Source organism: Paenibacillus sp. J31R109 (genome assembly GCF_059692055.1).
Genome location: NZ_JCAUAR010000002.1, coordinates 685,382 through 699,373, shown reverse-complemented (window position 1 = coordinate 699,373; position 13,992 = coordinate 685,382). Strand labels below are relative to the sequence as shown.

The 13,992-nt window shown below is 47.1% G+C and carries 10 protein-coding genes; 8 read left to right on the top strand and 2 right to left on the bottom strand.

Translation table 11 applies throughout. The annotated features are described in order from the left end of the window. Positions 1 to 45 precede the first annotated feature (45 nt). The 5 genes from AC58QT_RS08930 (at position 46) to AC58QT_RS08910 (ending at position 5,813) form a co-directional block, all read left to right on the top strand. Positions 46 to 1,692 (top strand): putative bifunctional diguanylate cyclase/phosphodiesterase, encoded by a 1,647-nt coding sequence (locus AC58QT_RS08930; protein WP_497408593.1) that lies wholly within the window; start codon positions 46 to 48, stop codon positions 1,690 to 1,692. Positions 1,693 to 1,843: 151 nt separating this feature from the next. Further along, positions 1,844 to 2,812, top strand: a complete 969-nt coding sequence (locus AC58QT_RS08925; protein ID WP_497408592.1) for a quinone oxidoreductase family protein — start codon at positions 1,844 to 1,846, stop codon at positions 2,810 to 2,812. Between the two features lie 131 nt (positions 2,813 to 2,943). After that, positions 2,944 to 4,008 (top strand): Gfo/Idh/MocA family protein, encoded by a 1,065-nt coding sequence (locus tag AC58QT_RS08920; RefSeq protein ID WP_497408591.1) that lies wholly within the window; start codon positions 2,944 to 2,946, stop codon positions 4,006 to 4,008. 40 nt (positions 4,009 to 4,048) lie between these two features. Further along, complete coding sequence (locus tag AC58QT_RS08915) at positions 4,049 to 4,909, top strand: sugar phosphate isomerase/epimerase family protein (RefSeq protein WP_497408590.1); 861 nt, start codon at positions 4,049 to 4,051, stop codon at positions 4,907 to 4,909. Between the two features lie 31 nt (positions 4,910 to 4,940). Continuing rightward, entirely contained in the window at positions 4,941 to 5,813 is an 873-nt protein-coding gene (locus AC58QT_RS08910; RefSeq protein WP_497408589.1) for a sugar phosphate isomerase/epimerase family protein, read from the top strand. A 140-nt stretch (positions 5,814 to 5,953) separates the two neighbouring features. On the opposite strand, the gene AC58QT_RS08905 is transcribed toward AC58QT_RS08910, so the two are convergent. Then, positions 5,954 to 6,790, bottom strand: coding sequence for an AraC family transcriptional regulator (locus AC58QT_RS08905; protein ID WP_310223081.1), 837 nt, complete (start codon positions 6,788 to 6,790; stop codon positions 5,954 to 5,956). A gap of 132 nt (positions 6,791 to 6,922) precedes the next feature. On the opposite strand from AC58QT_RS08905, the gene lacZ reads away from it, so the two are divergent. Beyond that, positions 6,923 to 10,075 (top strand): beta-galactosidase, LacZ type, encoded by a 3,153-nt coding sequence (gene lacZ, locus AC58QT_RS08900; protein ID WP_497408588.1) that lies wholly within the window; start codon positions 6,923 to 6,925, stop codon positions 10,073 to 10,075. Between the two features lie 59 nt (positions 10,076 to 10,134). Here lacZ and AC58QT_RS08895 read toward each other — a convergent pair whose 3' ends face one another. Next, positions 10,135 to 11,667, bottom strand: a complete 1,533-nt coding sequence (locus AC58QT_RS08895; RefSeq protein WP_497408587.1) for an MDR family MFS transporter — start codon at positions 11,665 to 11,667, stop codon at positions 10,135 to 10,137. Positions 11,668 to 11,848: 181 nt separating this feature from the next. On the opposite strand from AC58QT_RS08895, the gene AC58QT_RS08890 reads away from it, so the two are divergent. Then, the gene (locus AC58QT_RS08890; RefSeq protein WP_497408586.1) at positions 11,849 to 12,730 is read left to right on the top strand and encodes an NAD(P)-dependent oxidoreductase; all 882 of its coding nucleotides are present in this window, start codon (positions 11,849 to 11,851) and stop codon (positions 12,728 to 12,730) included. A gap of 31 nt (positions 12,731 to 12,761) precedes the next feature. After that, on the top strand, positions 12,762 to 13,907 hold the full coding sequence (locus AC58QT_RS08885; RefSeq protein ID WP_497408585.1) for a glycerate kinase: 1,146 nt from the start codon (positions 12,762 to 12,764) through the stop codon (positions 13,905 to 13,907). Positions 13,908 to 13,992 lie beyond the last annotated feature (85 nt).

Here is a 13,992-nt window from a genome sequence, read left to right as displayed (position 1 = left end):
TACCGGGCATACCGCTTAGGTTATTCGGAAAAAGGAGTTCTACGGATGACAATTCCTGCAACGACAACATTGGATTTGAATTTACTGCAAATGATGCTGGATGATATTGAAGACTCTATTTACATTATGAAGGTATCTGGTACGGAGATTACGTATTACTACGTTAATCAGGCCGCAACGAAATTTAGTGGAATTACAATGGATCGAATGGGGACGTCTTTTTTCGAATCCAACTCGAGTCAGATGGCAGATTATTTATATAAAAAATATGCTCGGGTTCTCGAAGAACGACGGACGATACGGTACGAGGATGGCATTAAATTACCCAATGGGATGCATAGCGGCGAGAGCATTTTAACCCCTATTTTGGGTGAGAATGGGACGGTTAGTTTTATCTTTTCAGTGACTCGGGATATCACAGAACGTAAGCAGCAGGAAAATATGTTGTATTACTACGCTTATCAAGATGATCTTTCTAATTTGTTTAATCGCAGATATCTACTTGAGCATGTCGTAGAGCCTTCAACGATTTATTTATTGGATTTGGACAATTTTAAAAATATTAATGACACCTTTGGCCATCAGGCTGGAGATTCGGTGCTGGTTGAAGTGGCGTGCCGCCTTATAGAGGAGTTTGGGGACAATCGTTATTCGCTCGTGCGCCTTGGTGGAGATGAATTCGTTGTTGTGGATTCCATGCCCGCTTTACGGGTCGAAGAAACGGCAGAACAGCTGAGTGAGCTGTTTCACGTTCCTTTTCGCGTAGATGAACATGCGGTGAAAGTGAATGTGAGCATCGGAATTGCGGAGCGGAAGCACGAGGAAACGATTCAAGATTTGCTCAAGCAAGCAGATATTGCGCTGTACACTGCCAAAGGATCAGGTCGAAAGCGTTATCATTTATTTGAAGCTTCCTCTCGTTATAATCATGTGGAGAATTTCATTCATGAACTAGCTCTCTCGCAAGCGATTGATAAAGATGAACTGCACTTGCATTACCAACTTATTTATAATCCGGCATCGGGGCAGGCTGTTGGTGCTGAAGCACTATTGCGATGGCATAGCAAAAATGGCGGTCCTGTGCAGCCTAGTGATTTCATTCCGATTGCAGAGGAAACAGGTCTCATTGTACCTATCGGTTATTGGGTCATCCGTCAGTCCTGCAGGGACTGGCATCAATTGAAGGAAATGTACGGACCTCTCTTCAAAATTTCAGTCAATATCTCACGCGTTCAACTGAATGAGGAGCTTTTTGTTGGACATGTTTTGCAAATTTTGAAAGAGGAGGGTGTGGAGCCCTCTGTGATGGAATTAGAAATTACGGAAAGCACGACGATTCACTCGTTGCAGGAAGTACAGTTGATTTTGAGTAAGCTGCGCGGGGCAGGCTTTACGATTGCGTTAGACGACTTCGGAACGGGCTATTCGTCGTTAAGCATGCTAACGCTTCTGCCGATAGATAAGCTGAAGATTGACCGTCTATTCATTGCGGATGGGAATGTCCCCCTCATCGCGGCTATACTCGCTATGGCCAAAGCATTGAATTTACTCGTTGTTGCTGAAGGTATCGAAACGAGTGATCATTTCCACATGCTTGCAGACATGCAGTGCTGGGGCATACAGGGCTATTTTATCAATAAACCTAGGCCGATTACTGAACTACCCAGTAGGTTGGATCTGAGTATACAATAATTTCGTCGTAGTTCAAATGCCGTTGTACGCTTCTTGCGTATGACGGTATTTTTTGTTGGATTGCGAGTTGAAAAGAGAAAGCCTATTTATTTTGCTACACCCATTGCGTATGTTAAAATAACAACGGTTAATTAATCGATGGAGGTTGCACATGAAAGCATTAATTTTCGAACAATTCGGTGGTCCCGAAGTCCTCATATATAAGGAGATTCCAGATCCTATCGTACAAGGGGATCAGCTTATTGTTCGGACGAAAGCGATAGGTCTGAATTTTGCTGACGTCTACCGTCGCAAAGGTAACTATCATTTGGCAGGGGAGCCGCCCTATATTCTAGGATACGAGGGAGCGGGCGTTGTTGAATGGGTGCCTGCGCATATGACGCATATACATGTCGGGGATCGCATCGCCTTTGCGGATGTTCCCTTTGCAAATGCGGAATTAGTCGCCGTGCCGGTTGACCGCGCGATACCACTGCCTGCAGACATCGCCTACGAACAGGCGGCTGGACTTCTGCTGCAAGGAATGACCGCGCATTACCTCGTGAACGACAGCTATCGTGTTCAAGCTGGCGATGAAGTACTCATCCATGCTGCGGCTGGGGGAGTGGGTCAACTTTTGACCCAATTGTGCAAAAGGCAAGGTGCTAGAGTGATAGGATTAACGTCATCCGAAGCTAAAAGGCAAATCGCCCTTGGTGCTGGAGCTGATGAAGTCATCCTGTACGCCTCGGACTGGGTTCATGAAGTTCAGCAATGGTCCAATGAAAAAGGTGGCGTCCAGGTTGCCTATGACTCCGTTGGTTCAACTTTAATGGATAGCTTCGCTGCCGTTCGTACGAAAGGGACTGTCGTATTCTATGGCATGGCTGGCGGCGATCCAGCGCCTGTCGATCCAAGAATGTTAATGGATACATCCAAAACTTTAACAGGCGGAGATCTCTGGAATCACGTGACCAGCTTAGAGAATCGTATAAAGCGAGCCCATGATCTATTTGATGCACTAAGAGACGGAAGCTTGAAGCTGGATACGTTGACGAGATTTGCTTTGAAGGAAGGCGCAGATGCGCATAGATTACTGGAGAGCAGACAGAGTACGGGCAAAATTATACTAATCCCATGAGACTAAACAGCAAGTCAATGCGAGGAGTTTTGAACATATAGTCCATGCAGCTGCATATTTTAGGTATTCTCGCTATGCCCAAACCATGTTAACTTTAAAGGGTAGATACTTTAAGGAGGCTTGAATGTGCAATGAGCGTAAATAAATTGAGAATTGGTGTTATCGGTGCGGGTTCCATTTCAGATTTGCACTTTGCATCATATACGAAATCAGAGGATGCTGTCATTGTTGCTGTCTGTGACCTTAATCGTGAACGTGCAGCTGCGAAAGCAGAGAAATATGAAATTGCTCAAATTTATACGGATTATAAAGAACTGCTTGCCAATCCGAACATTGATGCCGTCAGTATTTGTACATGGAACAATACACATGCTGAGATCAGTATTGCTGCTCTTCATGCTGGCAAGCATGTTCTGGTAGAGAAGCCGCTTTGCAAAACTGTAGAAGAAGCGCAGCGTATCCAAGATGCGGTTCGTGAAACTGGGAAGATTCTACAAGTTGGATTTGTACGAAGATATGATACGAATGCTCAGTTAGTGAAGCATTTTATAGATAATGGTCAATTGGGAGAGATTTATTATGCGAAAGCGTCTTGCCTTCGTCGCTTAGGAAATCCTGGTGGATGGTTCTCGGACGTTGAACGCTCAGGTGGCGGTCCATTGATTGATATTGGTGTACATGTCATTGATGTGTGTTGGTACTTAATGGGCAGACCGAAGCCAGTTGCAGTTAGCGGACATACGTATAACAAGCTTGGAAATCGGAAGAATGTGAAGAACTTATCGTTCTATAAAGCAGCTGATTATGATGCGGAACGCAATACGGTTGAGGATTTGGCGAATGTATTGATTCGTTTTGACAATGGGGCTTCCCTCATGGTGGATGTGAGTTTCACACTTCATGCTAAGAAGGATGAAATCGCTGTCAAGCTGTATGGCGACAAAGGCGGCGTTGAGTTAGAGCCTGAAATCACGTTCGTCACTGAGGTGCTGGATACGATTACGAATGTGACACCACAGATTGATAACAAATCGATCGACATTCACGGCGCGTTCCAAAATGAAATCAATCATTTCGTGTCCTGCTGTCAAACCGGCCAAACGCCGATTAGCCCAGTGGAAGACGGCCTTGAAATGATGAAAATTCTTTGCGGTATTTATGAGTCCGCAGCGAAGGGCCAAGAAATCAGATTGTAGCCCGAACGAATCGGAGCACAGGAGTATTGGAGGAGCACGTATGAAGCTGGGCGTAAGCACATATAGCTTGTATCAGGCGTTAAAGTCTGGGGAAATGTCGATCATGGACGTTATCGATTGGATTGCGGATCAGGGAGGTGAACATGTCGAGATTGTCCCATTGGGATATGATTTACCGGGTAACTTTGCGCTTGCGGATGCGATTCGTGAGAAGGCTCAGGCCCGAGGTATAGCTATTTCCAATTACGCCATCGGAGCTAATTTCCTAACAGAGACCGAAGAGGAATATGTGCAGGAAATTGAGCGGGTGAAGGGCGAGGTCGATCTTGCTGCCCGACTAGGTGTCACCAAAATGCGGCACGATGTTGCGCGAAGTGAGGATCTATCGATTCGTAATTTTAACGCTAACTTAGCACGTCTAGCTGAAGCATGCCGTCAGATTGCTGACTATGCGAGCCAGTTTGGCATTGTGACGAGTGTTGAGAATCACGGATTCTTCGTTCAGCACAGTGAACGTGTTCAAGCCCTGATTCATGCTGTTGATCGTGCAAATTTCCGCACAACATTGGATGTTGGTAATTTTGTGTGCGTGGACGAGGATTCCGTTGCTGCAGTGACGAATAATCTTCCTTATGCCTCTATCGTCCATGTGAAGGATTTCTACATACGTCCTTCCAATCAGAATCCAGGAGAAGGCTGGTTCAAGTCATCCTATGGTACCTTTTTGCGTGGAGCGATCGTTGGTCAAGGGGATTTGAATATGCGTGAAATCTTGCGTGTGGTCAAAAGCTCAGGCTACGATGGTTACATTTCCTTGGAATTTGAAGGGATGGAAGAGTGTAAAAAAGGCACATCCATCGGTTTGCAGAACATCCGCAGATTATGGGATGAAATCAACTAACGCTTAGTTCGCGATAAGGAGTGTAGCAAATATGATTATCAATCCTATTGGAATTATGGTAGATAGCTTGCGTCTTGGATTACGGGATGGTCTAAAGAAGTCGAAGGAACTTGGTGCGGATGGTGTTCAAATCTATGCGGTTTCCGGCGAGATGGACCCGGCGAACTTAAGCGCGCCGGCGCGCAAAGAGTTACGTAACTACATCGCGTCATTGGATCTTCAAATTTCAGCGCTTTGCGGCGATCTAGGTGGACATGGTTTTCAAGATCAGACGGTAAATGCAGCGAAAATTGAAAAATCTAAGCGCATTCTTGATCTCGCTGTTGAACTAGGTTCGTCTGTAGTAACGACGCATATCGGCGTAGTACCAGAGGATCGGAACGATCCCATTTATCAGACGATGCTGCAAGCTTGTGAAGAGCTTGGTGTCTATGCGAGCAGTTTAGGCGCCTATTTTGCAGTGGAAACAGGTCCAGAAACATCGTCACATCTGAAAAGCTTCCTTGATAACTTATCCACCAAGGGTGTCTCAGTTAACTTTGACCCAGCAAATATGGTGATGGTAACGGGAGATGATCCTGTTCAAGGTGTATACACCTTGAAGGATTACATCGTTCACACGCATGTGAAGGACGGGATTCGTCTTCGTCAAGCAGATCCGCGTCAGGTATATGGCTCACTTGGCTACAAACCAATGACACACGAGAGCATTGCGGAAGCGGCAACATCTGGTGATACGTATCGTGAGTTGGCTCTGGGTGAAGGTCATGTCGATTTCGACCGCTACTTCCAAGCTCTGCAAGAGATTGGGTATAAAGGTTATCTAACGATCGAACGTGAAGTCGGCGAACAGCCAGAGAAAGATATTGCAAGTGCCATTGCTTTTATTCAGAAATATAAATAAATGGGGAGCCCCTCATATGCAAAAAAAACCGCTGTGGCGGTTTTTTTGCGTTTGGAGCGGTGCTTGAAGGGGAAGGTTCTTCGAAGGACGATTTTCTGTGGTATGTACAAGATTAAGAGTTAAAGCCACGCACCAACACCTCACTTCACATAAGGATGCCGAAAACCATCCGGCGTTTGCCCGACGGCTTTACGAAACGTCGAGATAAAATGCGACGCATCCAGAAACCCCGTAGCCTCTGCGATGTGTTTTACTGTTAGATTAGGCTGAGCGATCAACATTTCCTTGGACTTCTGCAAGCGCAGCTGAAGCAGATATTGGTACGGAGAGAGTCCGAAAGCACGACGAAATAATGTATTTACATGCTGCGCAGAGACACCGAGCTGAGTGGCCATCCAGCTCAGTCCAACATGCGCGGCAGCGAAGTTTTGTTCGAGCTGGAGCAGCAGCGGCAGAAGCCGCTCGTGACTTTGCGAGAAGGAGGCACTTTTGTTCAAGATGCCGTGCTTCTTAAGCAGCGTCAGGAATTGATAGATTTCTAAGGAACCGTTGGTTCCGGTGAAATCATGACTATCCCGATATTTATGATAGTAATATTCATGAATAGTAGCGAGCGGCGTATCAGGTCCCCAGCTGATTTGCGACGATAAAGGAATTTCCAAGGCATGCACGATAGATGCAGCTAACGCGCCATCGAATGTTAAATACCACGTGGACCATGGCGTATCAGTCACGTTATAAGTATGAGGGATACCGCCAGCGAGTAGCATCCCTTGCCGTTCGCCAAGTTTAACGGGACCGCTGTCCAGAATGATTTCCCCACTACCGGAGATGGTTTGCAGCCAATGAAAGCAAGGATATCCCTCATGCCGTTCATAATACTGCTGCTCGCGTTCATATCCGATGGTTTCGAGGATCAGGGGGAGCTTGCGGTCCGTTTCGGTAATTACGAAAAACTTTCTATAATCAATAGCCATGACAAGTCCATCTCTTTCATTTTTTAATATGCGATGCGTAATATCTTATATTTTAAAAGAAATAGTTGTCTTGTACAATGAGGGAAGCAGGTTGATTTATAATCCAATAACCTAAAGTGAGGCATAGCATCCATGGCGAATAAATTTGTATACAAAGCACCTGAAAATGGTTACCCCGAATGGAACAATAATCCAGACATTTACCAATTGAATCGATTAGAGGCTCATGCTACCTTAATGCCTTATCACACGGAAGAGGAAGCTCTGGCGGGCGTTCGAGAGGCTTCGCAATTTTATCAAAATTTAAATGGCACATGGCAATTTCACTTTGCTGAAAATGCAGACGGACGTCCGCAGGATTTCTATAAAGTGGACTTTGATAGCAGCAACTGGGCTGAAATTGCCGTCCCTTCCCATTGGCAGTTGCAGGGCTTTGACTTTCCGCAATACACGAATATCATTTACCCTTGGGTAGGTCACGAAGATATTAAACCGCCATTTGCCCCGGTGAAATATAATCCTGTTGGTTCTTATGTGCGCAGCTTTTCGATCCCGGAAGGTTGGAATGGTCAGCCCGTTTACCTAAGCTTTCAAGGGGTAGAGTCAGCTTTCTATGTATGGGTGAATGGTGATCTGGTTGGCTTTAGCCAGGATTCGTTTACACCTGCGGATTTTGATATTACGCCATATCTGATCGAGGGCGAGAATAAGCTTGCAGTGGAAGTTTATCGCTGGAGTGATGCAAGCTGGTTAGAAGATCAAGACTTCTGGCGCTTGAGCGGGATTTTCCGCGATGTGTATCTATACACGACACCTACCGTACATATTGCTGATTTTAAAGTAGACACGCATCTAGACAGCACTTGCGAAGATGCTGAACTACGCATTCAAGCGACCATCACGAATTATGATGTGAAAAGTCAAGGCGTGCACCATGTTGAAGCGATGTTATACGATAGCGAGCAGCAAGCCATGTGGGAAGCGCCGCTACGTGTCGATGTTCAAACGAATGATACGGCTAAGCAATCCATTGAACTGACGACTCACATGGCACGTCCGGCCAAATGGAGCGCGGAAAATCCATACTTGTACACATTGGTACTTCTTTTATCGAATGAAGAGGGCGAGCTTCTCGAGACAGAGAGCTGTAAAGTCGGATTCCGTAAGTTTGAAATCGAAGATGGCTTGATGAAAATGAATGGTCAGGTTATCACATTCAAAGGTGTGAACCGTCACGAGTTTGATCGCGATCGCGGTCGATCCGTTGAAGAGGAAAGCATGCTTGCAGATATCTTACTGATGAAACAATACAATATCAATGCGGTGAGGACCTCACATTACCCGAACAATCCGCGGTGGTATGAGCTTTGTGATCAGTATGGTTTATATGTAATCGATGAAACCAATCTAGAAACACACGGTTCATGGAGTTATCCACAATCTGAATTAGGCGAAACGGTGCCAGGAAGTCGACCTGAATGGACTGGGGCTGTTCTGGATCGCGCGAACTCCATGCTGCAAAGAGACAAGAATCATCCATCCATCGTTATTTGGTCGCTCGGTAATGAGTCTTTTGGTGGCGATAATTTCTTGAAAATGCATGATTTCTTCCGTGAAGCTGATCCTTCCAGAGTTGTTCACTATGAAGGTGTGTACTGGTGGCGCGAATCCGAAAGAGCATCGGATATGGAAAGTCAAATGTATTCCAAAATTGAGAAAATCGAAGAATACGCCAAAAACCAGCCGAAGAAACCGTTTATTCTTTGTGAATACAGCCACGCGATGGGGAATTCCTGCGGTAACTTATTTAAGTACTGGGAGTTGTTCGATAAATACCCAGTCCTTCAAGGTGGGTTCATTTGGGATTGGATTGATCAATCCATTCGGACAACGACACCGGATGGCATCAGTTATCATGCCTACGGCGGTGATTTTGGCGACACGCCGAATGATGGCAATTTCTGCGGCAACGGCTTGATCTTCGCAGATCGCTCGGTTTCACCAAAGCTGCACGAAGTGAAGAAGTGCTACCAGAATGTGAAGTTCGAAGCGGTAGATGTGGCGAAAGGCCAAATCCAAGTGACCAACCAATTCTTATTCACGAATTTGAATGAATTTGATTGGGCATGGACGATTACGCGCAATGGAGTCGAGGCAGCTAGTCGTGTGATTAGCCATTCCTATTCCGTTGCACCTGGTGAGACAACGACGATTGAGCTTGCGTTGGATGCGTTGGAAAGTCATTTCCCGAGGGATGAATTCGTGCTAACGCTGAGCTTAAGCTTGAAGGCCGACACATTATGGGCTGCAAAAGGACATGAAATTGCCTGGGAGCAATTTATCCTGCCAGTAGCGAATTTGTCTACGATTTCTGGTAATTGGGAAGCGGAGAAGGAATCAGCTGCAGCTCTAACCACAGAGACTGCCGTGCAAGTTGTAACTAACTCGGACAACAGCATCTTGCTTCAAGGGGAGCGTTTTGCCCTGAGAGTGGATGCGTTGACTGGCGATATAACCTCCTACGTATACGAAGGAGTCGAACTCTTGCAAACAGGACCGGTGCCGAACTTCTGGCGCGCGTATACAGATAATGACCGAGGCAATCAGCACCATATTCGTTGTGCGCCGTGGCAGGGAGCAGGAAGCGGTCGCAAGCTTCTTTCCTTACAAGCCAAATCACTGGATTCAGGACGCGCTGAAGTTCGCGTACGCTTTGGGTTAGCGACACAGCCTGTTTCGGACGTTCAACTCGTATACACCGTTTCCACTTCTGGTGAAGTTGAGGTTCGTATGCAATTAACGCCTGGCGACAAGTTGCCAGAAATCCCTGAAGTAGGCGTCATGTTTGAATTGGACAGTTCCTTCGAGAACTTAGCATGGTATGGCCGCGGACCGCACGAAAACCACTGGGATCGCAATGTTGGCGCGAAGCTTGCGCTGCATAACGGAACCGTCGAAGAACAGTTCGTTCCGTACTTGCGTCCACAGGAATGCGGCAATAAGACGGATGTTCGTTGGGCGACGCTCACGAATGCAGCTGGACGTGGATTGCGTATCGCAGGTTTACCAACGGTTGAGCTTAATGCGCTGCCGTACTCCCCTTCCGAACTGGAAGCACATGATCATCCTTATAAGCTGCCTGTAAGTGATAAAGTTGTGGTACGTGTCAACTACAAGCAAATGGGCGTTGGCGGTGACGACAGCTGGGGGGCAAGAACACATCCCGAGTTTACGTTGTTCGCTAACCGTACGTATGAATATGCGTTTACTTTTAAAGGTATCTAATTAAGCATAAGAAGCTGTCCCTCGAGTAGATTCTTCTACTGTAGGACAGCTTTTTTTATTTACGAATGCCCAGCCGCACCCCCGATTTCCTTGGTAGGATCGAGCTGCTCTTTACTCATGGCAAAGGCGAAGATCAACGCTAATGATGCCGGGATGATCGTCCAAGCGAAGGTGAGGACGATCGACGAGGATAAGGCACTTGTGATTTTGTCCAGCACAGGGGCTGGAATGTCGAGCCTCTTGGCGGGATCCAGCAAGGTATGTGAATCACCTGCAGGCATAGCGACCGGCGATTGCCCGTCAGCGGTGAAAGCTTCTGTCATTTTTCTGGTAAAAGCATGGCTCTGGATAATTCCGAACACCGTAATCCCAAGCGTCATGCCGAGGGAACGGAGGAAATTCAAGGTCGAAGTGGCTGAGCCGCGTTGACGAGCATCAAATACGTAAATCGCCGCATTACTGAGAACCGAGAAGGAAGCGCCAATACCAAGTCCAATAACAATCATATACAGGGTCACGAGCCACCGAGGTGAATCCCCTGAAAGCGTCGTTAGCAATAACGTACCGACAACGAGCAGTGCGATGGTTGGTATCATGATGGAACGAAAGCTGAATTTGGTCATTAAGAATCCACCGCCTGTTGCAGTTACCACAGTACCAAGCATCATTGGAAGCAAGACTAAGCCTGAGTTTGTGGCCGACCCGCCTAAGACCCCTTGAATAAATATCGGAATATACACGGATGCCGTTATGAAAGCTGCACCACTACAGATCGCGACCGCATTACTGGTTGCATACAAGCGATTCTTAAACATCCCGAACGAAATAATCGGCTCAGCTGCTTTACGCTCAACACATATAAAGGTGGTCGTCAACACGGCAAATAGGCCGAATAAACCAAGGATGAACGCGGAATCCCAAGCATATTGTTTGCCGCCTAATTCCAGTGCAAACATAAGTGACACAATGGCGGCGACAAGCAGGCTAGCTCCCCACCAATCGATGCGTTGCTTCGAATGCTCGACAGATTCTTTATAGAAGAAGGCAATGAATATAAATGCAACCATACCCAAGGGCAGGTTGATGTAAAAGACCCATTTCCAACTAATATAATCGGTTATGTAGGCGCCTAACAACGGTCCGAATATACTCGACATCCCGAATACCGCGCCGAATAAGCCACCTAACTTACCGCGGGATTCCGGTGGGACCGCATCAAACATAATCGTGAAAGCGATCGGTACAAGTGCACCGCCGCCAATCCCTTGAATGGCCCGATACATACTCAGCTCGACAATCGATTCAGCCGTACCGCACAGAATGGAGCCCAACATGAAGACGAGGAGCCCGAATACGAAAAATCTCTTACGGCCATACATATCGGATAATTTCCCGAAGATCGGCATGCCTGCCATTTCTGCAACCATATAAGCGGAGGTTACCCATACGAATTTATCCAATCCGCCAAGCTCCCCGACAATGGTCCCCATCGCCGTTGCCACAATGGTATTATCCATGGAAGCCATAAGAATGCCTAGTAGAAGCCCTGCAAGGACAATGCCTAAACCTTTATTCTTTTGTATGGTGGACATAGCGTAACTTTCCTCACTTTCTTCTACATGAATGGGTTCAAACACCTATTTTATATGTACGCAAGATGTGCTGCATGATATCAGCCTAGGGATGTATTTTGCTCGTTGGCGATCCGTGTTTGACCAGGAGGTGTGAGGGTGATAAGTTTAAAAGAAGATACAACGAAAGGTGGACTACCACATGACAGATCATTCAGCACAACCAATCATAGGCCTCATTGGAACAGGCGTTATGGGTAAAAGTATGGCAGGGCATTTTATTCAGGCTGGATATGAGGTTCATGTCTATACACGTACGAAGGCTAAGGCGGAAGAACTTGTAGCGAAGGGTGCGGTATGGCAAGAAACACCAGGGGAGTTGGCACAGAAGTGTCAGATCATTATGACCATGGTTGGTTTTCCGAGCGATGTTGAGGACATTTATTTTGGGCAAAATGGGATTCTCGCTATGGCACAGCCTGGCAGTTTTTTGATCGATTTGACGACCTCGAGCCCGTCTCTGGCAAAAAGAATTTATAACGAAGCGCTGACTCGGCAACTCTTCGCTTTGGATGCGCCTGTCTCTGGTGGAGACATCGGAGCGAGAGAAGCGCGATTGTCCATTATGGTCGGAGGCGCGCAAGACGCGTTCGAACAGATGCTTCCCATTTTCCAGAAAATCGGCACGAATATCGTTCATCAAGGTGAAGCAGGTGCTGGGCAACATACGAAGATGTGCAATCAAATTGCCATTGCAAGTAACATGATGGGTGTCGTTGAGGCACTGGTTTATGCGAAGAAAGCAGGGCTTAACCCAACAACTGTACTGCAAAGCATAGAAACCGGCGCGGCGGGAAGCTGGTCTTTAAGCAATTTGGGGCCGCGGATGATTGCGGATAATTTTGCGCCAGGCTTTTACGTGAAGCATTTTATTAAGGATATGAAGATTGCCTTAGAATCAGCTGAGGAAATGAAAGTGGAGCTTCCTGGTCTGACTCTGGCGAAATCACTTTATGAACAATTAGCTGCCATGGGCGAAGAGGAAAGTGGTACCCAAGCGTTGTATAAATTAATTAATAAGTAACGTTAGATACAACGACCCTGGAGGCTGAGCTATGAAAATTATTATCGCACCGGATTCATTTAAAGGAAGCCTTAGCTCTGAAGGGGCGGCCGAGGCGATTAGAGCCGGGATTCTGCGAGCCATGCCCGAGATAGAAACGATCCTCATACCGATCGCGGATGGGGGCGAAGGAACCGTGGATAGTCTCGTTCAGGCTACACATGGCCAGAAGATTACGCTCCAAGTACAAGGGCCGCTGCAAGAAGAGGTAACGGCTATGTACGGAGTTCTCGGAGACGGTGTTACGTGCGTAATTGAAATGGCATCAGCATCTGGCCTTATGCTCGTTCCAGCGGAAGGACAGAATCCGTTACTGTCGACGACATACGGGACGGGACAACTCATCAAGCATGCACTCGATCAGGGATATCGTTCCTTCATTCTTTCCCTTGGCGGGAGTGCGACCAACGATGGTGGAAGCGGCATGCTTCAAGCGTTGGGCTTACGGCTCCTGGATGAAGAGGGGCGTGAGATTGGGGCGGGAGGGCAAGCCCTCGCTCATCTTAGACATATCGATGCCACCAATTGGGACGAGCGTATTGTTGAATCTACATTTACAATTGCTTCCGATGTCACCAATCCGTTCATTGGACCGCAAGGGGCATCCCATGTCTTCGGGCCGCAGAAAGGTGCTACGCCAGAGATGGTTGAAGTGCTAGATAAGGCCCTCACGCATTGGGCTGATCAGATGGAAGCACATACGGGGATCGCTGTGCATCATCAGCCTGGGGCTGGCGCTGCAGGTGGACTTGGCGGTGCCTTTCAAGCTTTCTTCCCCTCCAGCACGAAGCGAGGCATTGATGTCGTCATTGAGAATACCAAGTTGACTGAGCATCTCAAGCATGCACAACTTGTCTTCACTGGCGAGGGGCGGACAGATGCACAGACCGCCTCTGGCAAAGCTCCGATGGGGATTGCACAGGCTGCCGCGAAGCTCGGCGTGCCAGTTATCGTGTTATCGGGATCCGTTGGGCAGGGGATTGAGAAGCTTTATGAATACGGCATCACAAGCATTTACAGCATCGTGAACGGTCCGATGACACTTCAGGAAGCCATGAGCCGCACATCAGAGCTGCTCACGCAGAAAGCGGAGCAAGTGATGCGTACATTTTTGGCTGGAAGTAAGAAGGAAGAATAGTGTCTGTCAACGAATAAACAAGATGAGGCTCTTAAGCGCACGAAAAAGGTATACCTTCAAGCTCCTAGTCATAAATAAGGTTATC

Bases quoted from the DNA above. Each gene is read 5' to 3' on its own strand.
- AC58QT_RS08885 (WP_497408585.1), top strand. From the start codon at position 12,762: ATGAAAATTATTATCGCACCGGATTCATTTAAAGGAAGCCTTAGCTCT.
- AC58QT_RS08895 (WP_497408587.1), bottom strand. From the start codon at position 11,667: ATGTCCACCATACAAAAGAATAAAGGTTTAGGCATTGTCCTTGCAGGG.
- AC58QT_RS08930 (WP_497408593.1), top strand. From the start codon at position 46: ATGACAATTCCTGCAACGACAACATTGGATTTGAATTTACTGCAAATG.
- AC58QT_RS08915 (WP_497408590.1), top strand. From the start codon at position 4,049: ATGAAGCTGGGCGTAAGCACATATAGCTTGTATCAGGCGTTAAAGTCT.
- AC58QT_RS08905 (WP_310223081.1), bottom strand. From the start codon at position 6,790: ATGGCTATTGATTATAGAAAGTTTTTCGTAATTACCGAAACGGACCGC.
- AC58QT_RS08920 (WP_497408591.1), top strand. From the start codon at position 2,944: ATGAGCGTAAATAAATTGAGAATTGGTGTTATCGGTGCGGGTTCCATT.
- AC58QT_RS08925 (WP_497408592.1), top strand. From the start codon at position 1,844: ATGAAAGCATTAATTTTCGAACAATTCGGTGGTCCCGAAGTCCTCATA.
- lacZ (WP_497408588.1), top strand. From the start codon at position 6,923: ATGGCGAATAAATTTGTATACAAAGCACCTGAAAATGGTTACCCCGAA.
- AC58QT_RS08910 (WP_497408589.1), top strand. From the start codon at position 4,941: ATGATTATCAATCCTATTGGAATTATGGTAGATAGCTTGCGTCTTGGA.
- AC58QT_RS08890 (WP_497408586.1), top strand. From the start codon at position 11,849: ATGACAGATCATTCAGCACAACCAATCATAGGCCTCATTGGAACAGGC.